Consider the following 17174-nt stretch of genomic DNA (forward strand, 5'->3'; position numbering starts at 1 on the left):
TAAACATCTAATCGCTAAAAACCAACCGCTTAGCGACTGACAGTCTGTTATTTATAACCCGCTTTATCCATCATTTGAATGGCTTGGGTTTGTAGCTCACCAAACTTCTGCACGCTGATACTGTCTTGTTTGAACGGACCCCAAGATCTGAGTAGCTCTGACTCATCGATACCTACTTTTACAGGATACTCTTTATCAGAACTGGCATAAAGACCTTGCGCCTCATCAGAAGATAACCACTCCATCAATTTAAGCGCGCCATCTGGATTATCTGAGTTAGCGATAACCCCAGCGCCAGAGATGTTGACATGAGTACCAGTCGTACCTTGGTTCGCCCAAAATATTTTTACAGGGAAATTTGGTTTTTCATCAAGCAGGCGACCATAGTAATAGCTGTTAGCAATACCCACTTCACACTGACCAGCGGCAATTGCCTCTAACATACTGGTATCATCACTAAAGACGTCCGTTGCTAAGTTAGCTACCCAACCACGAATAATTTCTTCTGTTTTTTCTTCGCCCAGATTTTCCATCATGCTTGCAACCAATGATTGGTTATAAACAGCTTTTGATGAACGCAGACAAAGTTTGCCTTTCCATTTTGGATCGGCCAAATCTGCATAAGTAGATAGTTGGTCAGCACTAACTTTGCTTGGATCATAAAAAATTGTACGCGCGCGCAAAGACAGACCTGTCCACTGACCTTTTGGGTCACGGTATTTAGCAGGAACATTGGTTTCTAAGATGGTAGAAGACACAGGCTGCAATAAGCCTTGCTCTGCTGCTTGCCATAAGTTACCCGCGTCAACGGTTAATAACATATCCGCAGGCGTATTTTTACCTTCCGCTTGCAGACGCGCCATCAATGGGCCGGTTTTATCGGTGACCAGCTCAATTTTAACGCCTGTTTTTTCGGTATATTTATCCAATAACGGTTTAATCAACTGCTCATTACGTGATGAGTAAATCGTAACCGTTTGCCCACCAGCGGCCGTTGCGTCATCATTTTTCGCCACTTCTTGCTCAGTGCCAGATTGTTCAGCAGTGGTTGTAGTGTCAGCATCTACGTTTTCTTCTGGCGTCGATGAGTTACTACAGCCCGCAAGACCCAACATCATGCCAAATACAGCAACGGGTAAAGTAAGCTTACTAGAAGATAGATTTGCACTGATAGCAGTTAATGACATGGCATTCCCCATAATGGTGCTACGGATAAGTGAGATAAGACGACATTAAAATCATTCATAAATGATTGAATAGCGGGATTGATAAGACCTTAATGTCTAAGACACATTATACTAATAGAAATGAGATTAATTATCAATACATTTATCTGAGCCTGCTATACCAGTAATATGTCCTTAATTTTTAAAATGATAGAAATATCTTATGCATCTGTCTGATGCTTAATTCTGACTTTCTACTTAATCCTGACCATTTAGCAACCACTGTCCTAAAATGACGTTGACCGCCGCTTCGGTGCGTAAGATGCGTGGCCCTATATTGACCGCCATACAACCTTGCTTGGCAAGTAAATCAATCTCATAATCAATCCAGCCGCCTTCTGCGCCGATAAAAACCATACTTGGCAGTGCTGAGTTATGAAGGGGTTCAGTATTTTCTAGCTTTTGCATATATTGGGCAAAAGACAGCGCACTATAAGGATGAGCAACGATAGCGCGATTGGTCATTAAGCTTGCAAGCTCATCTTCGACAAAGGGTTTAAAGCGTTTTTGTAGGCTAATGCGCGGCGCAATTGTGTCCACGCCTTGTTGCAGCCCTTCTAATACAAATTCGTCAAGGCGAGCTAGCATTGGACTTTGCCAATAGCTTTTTTGCGTGCGGTAGCTGTTGATAAGGATGATATCGTTGACGCCAAGCGCCGTCATATCCATGATTAAACGGCGCAATACTTTTGGCCTTGGCAATGCCAACACCACTGTAAGATTAAGCTTCGCTGGCGGATTTATGGTTAGCTGTATATCACTTAGTTGAATACTATCGGAGGTAATGGCTTTAATGATAGCGCTGCCAAGCTGACCACCAAGCTGACCAATTTTCAACCTATCGCCTACCTTGGCAGTTAATACTTTATTCACATGAGCAATTTGCGCCAAATCATTGATATAGGCGGACGCATTATCATGTTGAAAGTTGGTCGCTGGCAATAATATACAGTTCATAGCGTCACTTATATCCGCTGTTAATTCACGTCTTGGCTCAGGTCTTTCTCAAAAGATGATTTAGCGTATTGTTCAATAATACCTTCAATCATCGATAGCTGCCGATGCAAGACCGCTTGCTGTTGCTCGGTCATTGATGCACCTGCTCGCCCTGCCTGTTTTGCTAAGGTTAAATGGCTCAGCCAATACTTTAGCTGCTGATAAAGAAGATTGTAATCATCTTCTGAAGAAGATTGTTTGCTCTCAGAGCGATGCGGCTGTAATAGCGGCTGAGATGCTTGATTATTAGCACTAATCGCGCTATAAAACGCATTGTTTGGCTGATATAACGCCCCAACGCTAGCAAGCTTATCAACCACGCTTTGGCAAGATTGGGTATAACTGCCCATCAATACCGGCGTTGCCACACTTGCCGGCTCAACGGGGTTATGTCCGCCAATATCGACCAATGAGCCGCCTACCAATGCCACATCCGCAAGCGCATACCAGCGCATCAACTCACCCATACTATCAGCCAGATAGACTTGAGTATCTGCACTGATGGCATCCTCAGCACTACGCCGAGCCATCGTTAATCCTGACTTTTCAATCAGTTCTGCTACGTCATCAAAACGCTCTGGATGCCTCGGCACGATAATCAGTAAGGTATTGGCTAACAAAGGGTTAGATAGGATTTGCTGCTGCCATGACAATACCGTCTCTTCCTCGCCACTATGGGTGCTTGCTGCCACCCAAATCGGGCGACCTGTGACGCCTAAATCTAAGTCCAGGTCCAAGTCCAAGTCTGCGCCATCGTTTACTATTTCAGCTTTTTTGGCACCACTATCATCATTCAGCTTCGGGGTATTAATGACCCATTTCAGCGAGCCTGCCACGCGGATTTGCGCGCTATGAGCGCCCAATTGCCGAAAACGTTTTGCCGATTCGTTATCTTGCGCAATAATCAAACTTAGGTTTTTCATCATACTGGCACTGACCGCGCCAATTTTTTGATAGCTTTTAAAAGAAGACGCCGACAGCCGTCCATTGACCAAAACACTTGGAATATGATGCTCTGACAGTTTGGTCAAGGTATTCGCCCAAAGCTCGGTTTCTACAAACAGGGCGGCGACGGGTTGTACATGTGCCAAAAATGTCTCAATCACCGCAGGGCTGTCAACAGGAACATAACTATGACTCAGACGACCTTGAGAAATATCATCGGCGAAACGACTGGCACCGCGCGCATATCCTGTCTGCGTGGTATTGGTCAACCATATCTGATAGCCTTTTGCTAATAGCGCATCCAGCAAGGGCGCGACGGTATTGGTCTCGCCCAAAGACACCGCATGGCACCAGATGACCTTTTTACCATTGCACTCTTTATGATTGCCATTTTCGATGGCAGTCACATTAGATTTAATATTTGCATGAGGCACGGGCGGCGCAGGATAGCGCTTACCAAAACGCTGCTGCACTTCTTGCTGATAATTATCACGCTTATGCGAGCGACGCCATACTTGCAGACGATAGAGCGGTTTTAGCAAACCAATCGTCACCTGATAATAAACAGGTGGCTTATAAACGGCTCGGCTTGGCTGAGTCGACTTATCAGAAGAGGGTAAGGAGCTGTCAGAAGATGGCATGAAGAAGCCCAGATTAGTAATGGATCGGACGATAGGAGGTGACGTTATAAAATGACAATAAGAAATGCCAATAAAAAACGCGCCAATTCTACCTGAATTTAATGCTAAACAATACTTTTAAAGCACTCGCTATCAGAAACAAAGATTTAAAAGCCAGAATTTGACATAGACAGCTAGACAATAATGAAAATTAATATAGCGACGACAATAATTACCGCAAACAATAGCTGATAACGTTTAAGGCTATGCTGCTCTTGCTTTTGTGTACTAATCAACGCCTGCGCTTGCTGCCATTGACTGACCAAACTGGCCGCTTCTGCATGACCGTTTTCGGCCGCTTGCTCAAGCCAATATTTGCCATTGGTCATATCTTGCGGTACGCCAAAGCCTTGATAGTAGAGCTTACTTAATAATCGCTGGGCACGGCTGTCGTTTTTGCTCGCTGCTTGCTTCACCCATTCAGCGCCCGCTTCCATGCCAGTCACTTTATCCGTACTTATTCCTTCGCCAAGTAGCTCATACATCGCCAAACGTAGCATCGCCGCGCTATTACCTGCATGGGCCGCGTCTTGCAGTTTTAACAGAGCTTGCTGCTTTGCTGTCAAATGCTGCTGTGAAAAGGCAACTTGCGCGCGCGGTTTCTCTTGCTTAGCAATGTGCTGCTCAAATTGATCCAAGACTTTACGGGCTTGCTCGTATTTTATCTTGCCAGCGCTTTGTGCAACGTCTATTTCGTCAAGCTCTTTCAGTAAATGGGTAAAAAATTCTGGGGTTGGCGCATGCTTTATCACTGGTTTGATTGCTGGCTTTAGCTCTGTCTGTTTTAAATTTACTTGTACAGATTCTGCTGCTGTAGTTGGTGTAGTAGTGCTTTCTAATGAAGCGTTCGATAAATTAGGCTTTGTTGATACTGCCTCTGTTTGAGCGATTTCAGGTGTTGTTTGCAGCTCGTTATCAGCATTACTATTAACACGATTTGTATAAATGTCTTGTCTGTTATGCTGCGTCACACTTACTTGAGTCACGTTTTTATCAGCAGATTGTGCGTTATCTAAGGGTAATGTATGGCTACTACCAATAGCGTTTGGCAGTCTTGCACTCACTGCTTGGTATAGTCCACTTGCCACCTGACCGCCTTGCACCGCTTGAAACGCTCTATCAATGTGACCAAACAGCCGCAGCCCTATTGGCTCTAAGGCAAAAAATAGTGAAGCCGTCGCGTTAGACTGATTATTAACCTCACTATCATCGCGATAGACCACGGCCATATGCTGATAAAAGTCATCGGTCAGCAGCGGCAAGGTAGGATAGCGCTTACGTAGCTCAAACTCACCGAACCAATGTGGCGTATTTTGCCATTGCTGTGCCAATACGCGCCCGGCATAAAACGCCAAAAACACCATAAAATTACGATAGCGCTCATCTATTAATAGCGCCGCCTCATCCCACGTGTCCGACTTAACCATGTCGCGGCGTATCTGCGACAACAAGGTGTCTATACGCTGTAAACTTGCCAGCGATTCATCGAGTGTGCAGTGATACAATTCAGCTTCATAAGCCATGCCCCCAGCGACAGGACGGCCAGCTAAGAAATCTTGCCAATAGCCTGCTGCGATATAATCAAGGGGCGTTAAGGGCGATGCAGACATAAGGCGAGCCTATCCTTTAAAAATCGAGCTTTTCGAAAACCAACGTTAATTAGCGTTGCACTTGGTGTGTTAATCTAAGTTTCAAATAATAATAAAAATGCAATGGTAATAAAAATAAGTAGTTTACCTTAACCTAAAATCAAAAGCGCTACAATAAAGGACTGAATAAGCGTACCACATTATCAAATAAGCGCTCTGCCCCATGGCGCTCTTGCCATTCTTCTAAACTTAAAAAACGACAACTCTGCAAGTAAACCTGTTGGCAATCAGCAACCTGAGCGACCATTTCTGGGGTATAAATCGCTAAGCTGACCTCCATATTTAAATAAAAACTGCGCATATCGATATTCACTGTGCCAAACAGGCAGTAATCATCGTCAATGACCACGGTTTTAGCATGCAGCAGTCCGCCTTTGAATAAAGCAATGGTTACCCCGGCTTCGAGTAGCTCTTGATAGTACGCTTGTGAGGCATGTTGCACCAAAAATGAATCTACCTTTTCGGGCACAATAATAGTCACCTCGACCCCACGTTTGGCCGCGGTGGTCAGCGCGCCCGATAACGCTTCATCGGGGACAAAATACGGCGTGGTAATACGAATACGTTTATTGGCGCGATGAATCACCGTCACCAACGTATTATAAATCACATGCGCCGTCACTTGCGGCGCCGAAGGTATCAGCTGCGCCAGCACATCCTCAACAACTGGCATACGCGGTATCACAATCGATGTCGAGCCAATCTCGGGCGGCTCATCAGAATCAACAAGCTCGTCTAAAACTTTGACGCGGCTGTTGATATCATTGATGGTTGGGTGCATGACATAGAGCTTACGGGTATAGGTATTTACGCGGTGATTGAGTGCGTCTAGGTTGTCTTTATTTTCCGCCCCGATATCGGTGACCACTACTTTTGCCATCGCTGTGGCAATATTCATCGGTTGTTGGCTGATGCTGCGTATCGCTACATCAATCCATTGACCCACATTTTTGTTCTGTTTAAAAAACTTCGGGTCAACCAAGTTAAAGCTACCGATATAGCCTATATGTTCGTCAATGACGATAATCTTGCGATGATTACGTAAATCTGAGCGTTTAAATAGCGTCTTAAGCAAACCAACCGGCAGCGACTGGTGTACAAAAACCCCAGCCTCTTCTAACATGCGATGCTGTTTGCTATTAAAAAAGCTAAAGCTGCCCACACTATCCGCCAAAATATGACACTCGACGCCGCGCTGCACCGCTGCCATCAACGCGTCCATGACGTCGAGTATCTGACCTTTTGGATAAATAATATAGAACTCCATCAGGATAATACGCTGAGCGGCATTAATATCTTCAATCAAGCGCCCAAAGATAGCATTCGGCGTGGTCAATAATTGCATTTGATGATCAGGAAACACCCCAAACCCTGTCCAGCGTGTACCGATTTTACTGACACCGCGATAGTTATCAGGTAGCAGCTCTTGTCCTTCATCAAACACCATTTGCTCACGCTTGGCCATATCATTCATTAGTAACCGCGCCTGATTCATGCGCTCACGATAACGTCGTCCGATCATCGGCTCACCCAATAAGATATAAGCGATAAAACCAACCACGGGTAACGTATAAAGCACAGCAACCCAAGCAATCGATACCCCAATATTGCGCTGCACCGAGACGATACGCAGCGTCATGACTATCATAAGAATCACGTGCAATATCAGACCCAATCCAGCAAAATCTCCTACCGACCAGGTAGTAAAGTAATCTTCAATAGAAAGGGCTTTTATATTAAAATTATCTATGCTCGCCTCCATGACCCTATATCACTCAAATCATTCATTTATTTATGAGTTATTAGCCCGCTGCCGTATTAAGTGGGCGCTTTATTCATTAAACGTAAAAAGCATTATCAGTATAGTGGCTTTTAGCAAGCACACAATAGCCAACTATATAGCGATTATATAGTCTATCATCATTCTACTTATGGCTTAATGTGACGGCTAATACAGTTTATTGGCCATAATTTTAAAAATACTTGAAATAGTATTTGACAGCCATGTGTAAATGTATATAATACACACCCACAGCAAGGGTGATTAGCTCAGTTGGTAGAGCGTCTGCCTTACACGCAGAATGTCGGCGGTTCGAATCCGTCATCACCCACCACTCATTTAGCGAGTGGGTCTTTTAGAAGACGAAATGCTAAAGACGACCTAAGCAGCGGTAGTTCAGTTGGTTAGAATACCGGCCTGTCACGCCGGGGGTCGCGGGTTCGAGTCCCGTCCGCTGCGCCATATTTAAAACTTGGTTTTTAATTGCATTATTAAGTACAAAGTTTCAACCTCAAGTATTCGTTTACTTGAGGTTTTTTTGTGCTTGTTAATTTTCATTCGCTACTTACAATTTATCATTGTGTCTAGAAACAACTGCTTACTACTTTATGACTCAAACATTTTATTCGTTTATAAACCTTCTTTTACTAAAACCCCGTACGGAACAGCGTACCGACCACGACAAACGCCACTGCAAATAATGTCACCAAAATAATATTGATGGCAAACCCATTCAAATTATTAGCGGTTAAGCGTGGTATTACCCAAAAACGCGCATGCATCGCGACCAATGCCGTCAATAATAACAAGCTCAGCTTTATACCAATCAAGACACTGATGTCATTATCAAAGGCAAACCACATCTCTATGTTAGGTAATATCTTATATGCCATCCATAATCCAGTAATAATTTGAATGGCCAATGCAGGCATGCCAATCTTTTCAAACTGCCCCTCAAATTGTAACAATGCGTCTAAATTACGTGAAGATAGCACTTTTGGCAGCACCACTAATGCTAGTATTAAATGACCACCTGTCCAAATTGCAGCCCCGAGTAAATGCAAAATTAAAAGATAGTTGAACATAAAATATAACTCCAAATAATGAATCAATCATGATTTCTCGAAGCATTAAGGTATTTAATTATGAAACGCGCCAATCAATTGCAGCCATTATCACGTCAACACCATCTTGGGCTTAATTTGTCTCGCCATGCCAAAGAAAGCTTAGATGAACCCGAAGAAATTGCCAAACACTGGGACAATCTCACCTCCTATATTAACGACATGGCCTATCACTTCCAAATTGAAGACAATTTAATTGCTAATGCCTTGGAGCCGTACCGCGCTACTGAATCTGAGGTGGCGTTAGTACTCGACACCCTTGATGGACAGCATAAGCAATTACATCAACTGATAAATACGGTCGAACAATCACAAAAATCTGGCAATAAAGAGGTCAGCGTGGCACAAGTTCATGAGCTTGGCACCCTATTATACGACCATATTCGATTTGAAGAGCGCGAGTTATACCCTACGGTAGAAAAATATCTGACGGAAGCAGAATTAGACGCTGTTTATGAAGCCAGCCCTGATAGCATTAAGCGTCCTGATGAGAGTCGATAGAGTGAATATTATCTAAGTACTGTATATATAGAATTACCCCATAAGCTATTTAACTTATGGGGTAAAATAGAACTATTTGTTCCATTTCAAATAATTATTCCAAAAACCATCGTTGTAAATAACGGTTATCCAAAAACAGGGATTTTACTCTGTCTCACCATCCTGCCAATGAAGACGCACTACGCTGAGTGATAAAACCGTCTGGTGTTTGACCGTTGTCTGCTTGCCAGCGCTGGAACACCTTACGAGTGTTGGTACCGACAATGCCATCAGCGCCTTTAGTATCATAACCCATGCTGGTCAAACGCTGCTGCAAATTACGCACTTGTGCGGTCGATAACGGACGCTCATAGCGCGGCCATGATTTTTGTAATCCACTTTGTCCTGCAAGCGCTTTACCCAATAAGCTCACACCAAGCGCATAGTTTGATGAGTTGTTATAAACCTTAATGACATCAAAGTTTGGGCTAAGTAATAGGACTGGACCATCTTTACCAGCAGGTAGCCATAGCTCCATTTGCGTATTGGCATCTAAGTAAACATCAGCGATAGTATCCACGCCCATTGCCGCCCATCTAGCCGCTGGTTGTTTGGTACCCACTGCTGAGTAATCAAACGACGCAGGTACAGTCGCTTCATAAAATGGCGCAAGGCCTCGCACCCAACCTGAATTACTCAGATAGTTGGCAGTAGAGGCCAAAGCATCGCTCGTTGACCACGGGTTACGATGACCGTTGCCATCACCATCAACGCCGTGTTTCAGCCAGGTATCAGGGATAAACTGCGTCTGCCCCATACCGCCTGCCCAAGAGCCATCGAGCTGTGACCACGAAACATCGCCGCGCTGTAATAGCGTCGCTAGAGACAATAACTGGGTTTCGGCAAACTCTTGGCGGCGCCCATCATAAGCAAGGCTAGCAAGCGAGCTTGGAATACTGCTGTTGCCCGTTACCACACCGTATGACGACTCCATCCCCCAAATCGCGGCAATGATTTCTGCATTGACGCCATACTGCGATTCTAACTGCGATAAAAAGGCGCGCTGCTCGGCAAACTTACGCTTACCAGTACTTACGCGACCATCTGCTACGGCAGAATCGACATATTCCCAAGGCATCTTAGAAAACTCTGGCTGCCCTGAGTCCAGCGAGATAACTTGTTGGTTTAAATAAGCCGTATCAAGCAAACGACGCACGGTGGAAGCGTCATGACCCCCTGCAATGGCGCGCATCGAAAAATCAGACTTCCAATCGGAAAAACTGTTATAGCTTGGCTTGGCAACTGGCTGCGGCTTGACGACTGGTACAGGTGTTGGCTTTACCTGAATGGTTTGGGTCTGGGTAATTTGCACATTACCTTGGCGTACAGGGGTACTCGGCTTTTGCATTGCCTGCTGGCTGGTACAGCCGACCATGACTAACGCGGGAAACAGAGCAAGGTATTGTTTGTTTAATAACATAAGTTTCTCAAATATGAATAAGTAAAGCAACTGATCGTCATTGATCGCTAATAATTGATAGCGATCAAGTAATCACGACTAACCGCACTAAAAAAAATTGCAGCAAATTTAACGTTCTAATAGTTAACGTCCTAGCACCGCACGTGGGTCAATAGGGTTACCATTTAGGCGTACTTGGAACTCTAAGCCGACTTGGTTGGTCTCGCCGCTGCTACCCATATTTGCAATACGCTGACCGCGCTGTACCGCTTCACCTTCTTTTACCAGCAAGGCACTGTTGTGCGCATAGGCGGTAATATAGTTATCGCTATGACGAATCATAATTAGGTTGCCATACTCAGGCAGACCGTTACCTGAGTACAGTACGGTACCCGATTGACTGGCAAGCACTGGATCGCCGACATTACCAGCAAACCACATGCCCATATTACCGGCAGCAGCATCAAAGTTACGAATTACTTGGTTGCGACTTGGATACTCATAACCCGATGTTGCGTTGGCGGTCACTTCATAAACAGGCGTTTGCGAATAGCTCGGGCTGCTAGTCACAGGCGGCGTATAGCTCGGCTGTGGACGTGTTTGAGCAGGAGCATTATAGCGATTGTTATTATTGGCGTTTACAGGCTCGCCTTGCCATAATTTGAGCCATTGACCACTATAAATCGTATATTTGCTATCTAAACCATTAATCGCGCCGATTTGGCGATAATTGAGACGATAGCGCGCGGCGATCTCACTGACGGTGTCACCGCGCTGCACACGATAATAATTGGGCACGCCTTGTCCGTTGGTGATAATCTTCGGTCCCTGATTAGCCCCTTGATAGGTGGGCTTGGTGGCACAGCCGACCATCGTCAAGGTCGCTGCCGTCAATGTTCCCATCAAGGCTAGGGTTGCTAAGCGCGATCCAGCAATAAGCTTCTTCATACAAGATTTCCTATTCTTTATGTTACTCACAAACTCCTTGTGTTACTCACAAGCATTTTGCTAACGGTTATAACGTTTACTATATTTGATACCATGACTGTTTATTTAATAATAAGTCATTCGTCAATCAATGACTTTTAGCGATTTTAAGCCCTAGCAAATTTAGTACTAATAAATTTAAGCATTGGCAAATTTAAGCACTGACAAATATCATCATGGACTTAAAGCAATCAGTCAATTTACAGCACTAATTACAGGGCTAATTACAGTACTAAGGCTGAGAGTGACGCAAGGGCTTCGGTTGGCGTATGATGCAGACGCACAGGCGATAGACTAATATACCCTGCTGCCACCGCTTGGTCATCCATCATCGTTATTTCTGCTGATTCAATATTTGCATTGTCTGTTAATAATTCCCGTTGACGTTTGCGTAGCGATAGCCAATATGCATCGCGTCCGCGTGGATCGACCACATGATGCACGGGACGCGCAATCTGACTGTGACTCAGCGCCGTTATTTTTCGACCTTTAATCGCAGCGGCACTATCAACATCAGGAATATTAACGTTTAATACATGATAGGGCAAATTTTTGCAAGCATCCAATATCGGTGTATCAGTCAAGAGTTTGACAATCTCATTGGCCGCCATTTGATAATGACTGGCCTGCTGCGGTTCGTCATTTTTTGTGCCGCCGCCTACCAAAGAGGTTGCGATCGCTGGTATGCCAAAAAGCTGCGCGGTCAATGCAGCGCCAAAGGTACCTGAAAACAATACGTCCTGACCGAGATTGGCACCTGAATTGATGCCAGTAATCACACAGTCAAAATCGGTATGACGATAGAGTTCATGTAGCGCCAAATAAACGCAGTCAGCGGGTGAACCATTGACCGCCATAAAGCCTGAATCTAACTTATGGGTGTACAATGGCGTTGAGATACTCAAGGCACTGGCGCAGCCGCTTTGCTCATTACTTGGTGCGACCACCAATACTTCTGCGATGGTCGACAATGCCTGATAAAGTGCCAATAGCCCTGGCGCATGTACCCCATCATCATTACTCATTAAAATTTTCATTTTTGCCCAATTCTGCTTAATACCATTATTGATGACCGTCCGTCAGGTTCTCTACTTCTTTATCGTAAAACCGCTATAATGATGCCTGCCAAAATCAAGAAAAATAAAGACAAACATTATAGATAGCGCTGTCGCGTTTCAGATTTTGGGCGATTATACCCTACTCGCCTCGCGAGGCGAACCCAGACTTTACGTCAGCTCAACTTACTATTTGATTTTATTCATAATTTTAATAGTAGCAGCAAGCGTCTTTTGCAAAAGGTAAAACGTTGGGGTTACAGTAGGCAACAAGGGACAACACGATCAATTGATACTTTTATGTTGAGGTAACTTAGGGCGATATAATGCTGATATGTTGCTGTAAAGGCGGCTTAGCTCACAATATATCTACACATAAATCAATATTTTATGTGACTTTTATTTTTTTACCCATTAACATAGCACCATCAAACAAAGATAAGCGAGTGTAATACTGAATGAAAAATCAATCGATATTATCTATAGCTTCTGTGATAGCAAAGACCGCCTCAAAAGTTGGTCTTGCAGGACTGATAACGTCTATTGCTATGCTGTCTCAAGCGACCCAAGCTGCGTCCAATGCGTCGACTACTATTCCAGTAGATTTATCGGGCATTAACATCACTAAGCATGAGATTGCGGTGATGCATGTGTTATCAGAGATTTGCCCACCGATGTTAACTGGCAAACAAAAACAGCGCTTTTATAAATCTTATAACGTGCAGCTGCATGAATTGATGCCATCGTTAGAGGATCCAAAAGCGGCTATTCAATACTTGTCTACGCAGCAAGATTACCGTCAAATCTTGCAAGGTATTCGTAGTTGGACCATGGGCTTCTCAAAACAAGAGAACAAAGCCTTGTGCGAAGATTTGGCCAATGCTGAATATCATTAATCCGTTTCGATAGAAAAATAAATTCGATAAAATCTAGCATCTGGTCAATGTAAATAAATACCTTTACTATTAACGACAATAAAATCTGGTTATTATAACGTGATAGATGCTAGGCAAAAACCTTTGATAATTGGCTTTTAACAAGTGCTCTTATATATTTAAAATAAGTGTTTAAATTAAGCTCATACTGGGTTTGTTGAAGACTAAATTTATATAGCATAATCAGCTTGCTGTATCGTCCGCTCCTAGCAGACGTTACAGCAAGTTTTTTTATGGTCAAAAAAACTTGCTCGCAAGCCATGTTTGATGAGGAGTGATTTTATTTTATTTATCATTTCCCCATCGAGCGGCATTTTGCTAAGATAAGGCGTTAATTTTATGTCCATCGCTCAGTCGTCAAGGCTTTCAGCAAAAATCTGTTCTGACGCTTAAATTTAAAGCGTTTATGTTAGATTAACTTGAGATTTAGCCTGCGCTAGCAGCGATAGATACATTTGGTTTTATGATGCGGTGTAACAATCTATGACAGTAAAGCATGTGAAAAAACAGCTTGTACAGCTGGTAGTGGGCGTGAGTATTTCTATGAGTGCAATGATGGCGGGCGCAGCCATTCAGCCTCCTGAAATGGACAATACTGCCTATGTATTAATGGACTATAACACGGGTGAGGTACTGGCGCAGAAAAACGCCAATCAACCACTGCCGCCGGCGTCTTTGACAAAGATGATGACCAGCTACATGATTGAGCAGCGCTTAGCATCAGGTGATCTCAAAGAAGATGAGCAAGTACTCATGAGCGCCAATGCTTGGTGCCGGGGTAGTAGCAGTCAGTCGTGCATGTATGTACCGGTCAATAAAAGCGCCAGCGTTATCGATATGCTACGCGGTATCATCATTCAATCAGGTAACGATGCTTCAAAAGCGATGGCCGAACACATCGCTGGTAGCGAAGCTTCGTTTGCGACCTTGATGAATGAAGAAGCCGAAAAAATCGGCATGAAAAATACCCATTTCGTCAATGCCACAGGTATGCCCGATGAAGGTCATGAAGCATCAGCTTTAGACTTAGCAAAACTTGCGCGTGCTATTATCAAAAACAGTGGCGATTATTACGGTCTTTATTCGGAAAAAGAGTTTACCTACAACGGTATCACGCAGGGTAACCGTAACGCCCTACTGGCTACCGACCCGACGGTTGATGGCCTAAAAACAGGTCATACTGACGCGGCAGGTTACTGCTTGGTGGCATCAAGCAATCGCGACGATATGCGCCTTATCTCTGTCATTATGGGCACAAAAAGTCAACAAGCGCGCGCCGATCAGTCACGTGAGCTGTTAAACTGGGGTTTTGGCCACTTTACCACCGTCACTAAAGCGCCCGCTGGCCAGTTTGTCAGCAAAGTACCCGTATGGTTTGGTGAAGCGAAAGAAGTGGAGTTGGCAACCGGTGACAGTTTGCAGATTTTGACCAGCAAAACCCAAAAGAATAAAATCACCACCGTGGTCGATATTCCTGAAAGCCTAGAAGCCCCTATCAAAAAAGGTCAAGAAATTGGCAAAATGATGGCGGTGATTGATGGTAAAGCGGTTGCCTCAGTTCCTGTCGTTGCTACGAGCGATATCGAGCAATCAGGCTTTATGAGCCGTATTTGGCAACGTTTCACGCGCTGGGCACAAAACTTGTTTTAAACCTTTAATTTGATAACGAGTACCAAAGTCTGTTCATAATAAAACCGCCGTTATTCGTTATTTATCTATATTTAGTTGTTAAGTAAAAAAAAGACGCCTTTAATGGGCGTCTTTTTTATTGGTCTTTTTTTATCTTTAGCTTCATGAATACCGTTATATTTAAGACCAAGCAAGCCAGCTCTTTAGTAAATTACTCAGCGCTTTGTCTTCATAGCTCGCTACCTGACAGTAATCTACCCCAGCGGCTTTTAATCCGTGCTCAAAACTATCCAAATGTAGCGCCTGCTGCTGCGAATACCAATACACCAACAAAGCACGATGATTGGTCTCAGAAGCGCGAATACGCCGCGCTAAGCCTTCAGCTCTACTTGGCAACACGTCTTCAGCAAACATCACCATATCGAAATTTTTATCGTTTATATCATCAATGACCAGCTGTTCATGTTGATAGCAGGTGACACGCGCGCCTAGTCGCTGTAACTCCTCTAGCAAAGCGCCGCTATCTTGATAGTAATAATACATAACGTCGAGCCCAGACAGCAAATACTGCTGGCGCGATTGGCGCTGATTGGATAGCTGCATAGTAACAATAAACTCTGTCCCGACCCCTAGCGTACTATTTACCTCCACACTAGCACCCATCAGCTGCGCCATTTGCTTGACGACTGGCAAGCCTATACCTGTGCCTTCATACTGACGGGTCTGCGATGAATCTACCTGAAAAAACGGATTGAAAATATCTTCTATAAAGCTGCTGTCAATACCGATACCGCTATCTTTTATCCGTATCTGCCAGCGGTTACTGTGGTCAAAATGGGTCAGCTGTGAGGTAATGCTCACTTGCCCTGTTGGGGTAAACTTAATGGCATTACTTAGCAGTATCGACAATATCTGCTGGATTTTTTCGGCATCGCCTTCGAGGCTATAGTCGATATGATGAATATGACTGATTAAAGCCAGCCCTTTTTGTTGGGCGATAGGCTCAAACTCTGCCAATAAGTCTGAGATTAATTGTAGCGGATTAAACTGGCTAATTTGTAGGCTAATTTGTCCCTTTTGAATTTGATTCAGCTGGATAATTTGATTGAGCGCCAACACCAACTTATCACTGCCGTTATGAATAATATCAACCGCATCTTTTTGCTCAGCGTTTAGCGGTTCACCTTCTAATAGCTGTAAACCGCCAACGATGGCATTTAGTGACGTTTTTAGCTCATGGGTTATCATGCTCTGAAAGTTATGCAGCTGCACATCAAGTGATAAATCTTTTTGATGCAACTGCTGCTCAAACACGGCCAGCGCTGCATAATCTTGTTTCGACGCTTGCAGGCGATTAAACAAAGTAATAAAAGCCTGCTTAATCTGCACCAACTCTTCAAATTTAAAGCGCTGCGGAATCGCCGGTAGCTGCTCAAGCTCAGGGTTTTTTAGCACGATATCGCAGACTTCGGTTAGCGCAGCGATATCTTTTGATGGCCAGTTTAATTTGCGCAAAATGAACAATGCCCACACAATCGCCAACGACGTTGTCATTAACCAAAGCCATAAATTGCTTTGTACCCAATCTGTCCGCAGCGCTGCCACATTTAAAGTAATATTGATATAGCCAACCAAGGCAGTATCAGACGACATTTCGCTCACTGAGTCGCTTACAGGATCACTCACTGAGTTTGAGTTAGCATTGATGGCGGTCAAAGTCGTAAAGCCTTCCTGCTCGCCGTTTAGCGTATCACTACCGATAGAAAGTGTGCTAGTACCATCAACATAGTCGCCGACGACCGGATAATTAAAGCTGACCGCATTGGCAAATAAAGCATTTTTCCAATCGTCTTTTGACATATTGCTATCAGCAATAGGCTGCGAGGTGGTATAAAACAAAATACTTTCGATGTTTTGCTCATTTTCTAACAAAAAACGCACTTGATCAGCGACTACCTCATCGCCATCTACGCTCGCTGCGCTAAGCGTCAGAAGGTTCGCCAACTGCTGAGTATGCCGACGTTCTTCCTTATAATGCTGCACCAAACCATAAACAAAAGACAATAAAAAACCTGCCAATACAGCCAAAATCATGGTCTGCATGATAGATTGCCAAATGAGCATGGGCAAGGTTTTTGGGGAGCGGTTGTTCATATGACTCAACTGAGTGAAGACAACTTGTGATTATAGTATAGGTATTTTATAGGTAGGATAAGGGCAATGCGACAT

13 protein-coding genes and 2 tRNA genes are annotated in these 17174 nt (G+C 44.1%); 5 read left to right on the plus strand and 10 right to left on the minus strand.

What is annotated here, in order from left to right:
• Positions 1-47 precede the first annotated feature (47 nt).
• The 5 genes from B2866_RS04105 to B2866_RS04125 all read right to left on the minus strand — a co-directional run bounded on the left by B2866_RS04105 (position 48) and on the right by B2866_RS04125 (position 7258).
• The gene (locus tag B2866_RS04105) at positions 48-1187 is read right to left on the minus strand and encodes a Fe(3+) ABC transporter substrate-binding protein (RefSeq protein ID WP_296190938.1); all 1140 of its coding nucleotides are present in this window, start codon (positions 1185-1187) and stop codon (positions 48-50) included.
• A gap of 237 nt (positions 1188-1424) precedes the next feature.
• On the minus strand, positions 1425-2183 hold the full coding sequence (locus tag B2866_RS04110; protein ID WP_296190939.1) for a 16S rRNA (uracil(1498)-N(3))-methyltransferase: 759 nt from the start codon (positions 2181-2183) through the stop codon (positions 1425-1427).
• A gap of 20 nt (positions 2184-2203) precedes the next feature.
• The gene (locus B2866_RS04115; protein ID WP_296190943.1) at positions 2204-3808 is read right to left on the minus strand and encodes a 3-deoxy-D-manno-octulosonic acid transferase; all 1605 of its coding nucleotides are present in this window, start codon (positions 3806-3808) and stop codon (positions 2204-2206) included.
• 173 nt (positions 3809-3981) lie between these two features.
• Positions 3982-5457: a tetratricopeptide repeat protein gene (locus B2866_RS04120; RefSeq protein ID WP_296190944.1), complete on the minus strand. Its 1476-nt coding sequence runs from the start codon at positions 5455-5457 to the stop codon at positions 3982-3984.
• 148 nt (positions 5458-5605) lie between these two features.
• A complete protein-coding gene (locus B2866_RS04125; protein ID WP_296190946.1) occupies positions 5606-7258 on the minus strand; it encodes a cardiolipin synthase in 1653 nt (550 codons plus the stop codon).
• A gap of 276 nt (positions 7259-7534) precedes the next feature.
• Between B2866_RS04125 and B2866_RS04130 the strand changes: the two genes are divergently transcribed.
• Together B2866_RS04130 and B2866_RS04135 are read left to right on the plus strand one after the other, a co-directional pair.
• Positions 7535-7610: transfer RNA gene (locus B2866_RS04130), tRNA-Val, on the plus strand.
• A 51-nt stretch (positions 7611-7661) separates the two neighbouring features.
• Positions 7662-7738 (plus strand) — tRNA-Asp (locus B2866_RS04135).
• Positions 7739-7923: 185 nt separating this feature from the next.
• Here the strand turns inward: B2866_RS04135 and B2866_RS04140 are convergent.
• Positions 7924-8361: a CopD family protein gene (locus B2866_RS04140; protein WP_296190948.1), complete on the minus strand. Its 438-nt coding sequence runs from the start codon at positions 8359-8361 to the stop codon at positions 7924-7926.
• 60 nt (positions 8362-8421) lie between these two features.
• Here B2866_RS04140 and B2866_RS04145 point away from each other — a divergent pair, with 60 nt between their 5' ends.
• Positions 8422-8901, plus strand: coding sequence for a hemerythrin domain-containing protein (locus tag B2866_RS04145; RefSeq protein ID WP_296190949.1), 480 nt, complete (start codon positions 8422-8424; stop codon positions 8899-8901).
• Between the two features lie 154 nt (positions 8902-9055).
• On the opposite strand, the gene B2866_RS04150 is transcribed toward B2866_RS04145, so the two are convergent.
• The 3 genes from B2866_RS04150 to surE form a co-directional block, all read right to left on the minus strand.
• Positions 9056-10360, minus strand: a complete 1305-nt coding sequence (locus B2866_RS04150; protein ID WP_296190951.1) for a lytic murein transglycosylase — start codon at positions 10358-10360, stop codon at positions 9056-9058.
• A gap of 123 nt (positions 10361-10483) precedes the next feature.
• Positions 10484-11287: a peptidoglycan DD-metalloendopeptidase family protein gene (locus B2866_RS04155; protein ID WP_296190953.1), complete on the minus strand. Its 804-nt coding sequence runs from the start codon at positions 11285-11287 to the stop codon at positions 10484-10486.
• A 263-nt stretch (positions 11288-11550) separates the two neighbouring features.
• Positions 11551-12351 (minus strand): 5'/3'-nucleotidase SurE, encoded by an 801-nt coding sequence (surE, locus tag B2866_RS04160; protein WP_296190955.1) that lies wholly within the window; start codon positions 12349-12351, stop codon positions 11551-11553.
• Positions 12352-12839: 488 nt separating this feature from the next.
• Between surE and B2866_RS04165 the strand changes: the two genes are divergently transcribed.
• A complete protein-coding gene (locus tag B2866_RS04165) occupies positions 12840-13277 on the plus strand; it encodes an MCR_0457 family protein (protein ID WP_068406636.1) in 438 nt (145 codons plus the stop codon).
• A 522-nt stretch (positions 13278-13799) separates the two neighbouring features.
• Positions 13800-14966: a D-alanyl-D-alanine carboxypeptidase family protein gene (locus tag B2866_RS04170; protein ID WP_296190958.1), complete on the plus strand. Its 1167-nt coding sequence runs from the start codon at positions 13800-13802 to the stop codon at positions 14964-14966.
• A 159-nt stretch (positions 14967-15125) separates the two neighbouring features.
• Here the strand turns inward: B2866_RS04170 and B2866_RS04175 are convergent, their stop codons facing one another.
• Positions 15126-17099: a sensor histidine kinase gene (locus B2866_RS04175; protein WP_296190959.1), complete on the minus strand. Its 1974-nt coding sequence runs from the start codon at positions 17097-17099 to the stop codon at positions 15126-15128.
• Positions 17100-17174 lie beyond the last annotated feature (75 nt).

The sequence above is a fragment of the Psychrobacter sp. UBA3483 genome (assembly GCF_002377905.1).
Taxonomy (GTDB): Bacteria; Pseudomonadota; Gammaproteobacteria; order Pseudomonadales; family Moraxellaceae; genus Psychrobacter.

What these genes read in the sequence shown, in the direction of transcription:
- B2866_RS04105 (WP_296190938.1), bottom strand. Translation starts at nt 1,187, where the DNA reads ATGTCATTAACTGCTATCAGTGCAAATCTATCTTCTAGTAAGCTTACT.
- B2866_RS04110 (WP_296190939.1), bottom strand. Translation starts at nt 2,183, where the DNA reads ATGAACTGTATATTATTGCCAGCGACCAACTTTCAACATGATAATGCG.
- B2866_RS04115 (WP_296190943.1), bottom strand. Translation starts at nt 3,808, where the DNA reads ATGCCATCTTCTGACAGCTCCTTACCCTCTTCTGATAAGTCGACTCAG.
- B2866_RS04120 (WP_296190944.1), bottom strand. Translation starts at nt 5,457, where the DNA reads ATGTCTGCATCGCCCTTAACGCCCCTTGATTATATCGCAGCAGGCTAT.
- B2866_RS04125 (WP_296190946.1), bottom strand. Translation starts at nt 7,258, where the DNA reads ATGGAGGCGAGCATAGATAATTTTAATATAAAAGCCCTTTCTATTGAA.
- B2866_RS04140 (WP_296190948.1), bottom strand. Translation starts at nt 8,361, where the DNA reads ATGTTCAACTATCTTTTAATTTTGCATTTACTCGGGGCTGCAATTTGG.
- B2866_RS04145 (WP_296190949.1), top strand. Translation starts at nt 8,422, where the DNA reads ATGAAACGCGCCAATCAATTGCAGCCATTATCACGTCAACACCATCTT.
- B2866_RS04150 (WP_296190951.1), bottom strand. Translation starts at nt 10,360, where the DNA reads ATGTTATTAAACAAACAATACCTTGCTCTGTTTCCCGCGTTAGTCATG.
- B2866_RS04155 (WP_296190953.1), bottom strand. Translation starts at nt 11,287, where the DNA reads ATGAAGAAGCTTATTGCTGGATCGCGCTTAGCAACCCTAGCCTTGATG.
- surE (WP_296190955.1), bottom strand. Translation starts at nt 12,351, where the DNA reads ATGAGTAATGATGATGGGGTACATGCGCCAGGGCTATTGGCACTTTAT.
- B2866_RS04165 (WP_068406636.1), top strand. Translation starts at nt 12,840, where the DNA reads ATGAAAAATCAATCGATATTATCTATAGCTTCTGTGATAGCAAAGACC.
- B2866_RS04170 (WP_296190958.1), top strand. Translation starts at nt 13,800, where the DNA reads ATGACAGTAAAGCATGTGAAAAAACAGCTTGTACAGCTGGTAGTGGGC.
- B2866_RS04175 (WP_296190959.1), bottom strand. Translation starts at nt 17,099, where the DNA reads ATGAACAACCGCTCCCCAAAAACCTTGCCCATGCTCATTTGGCAATCT.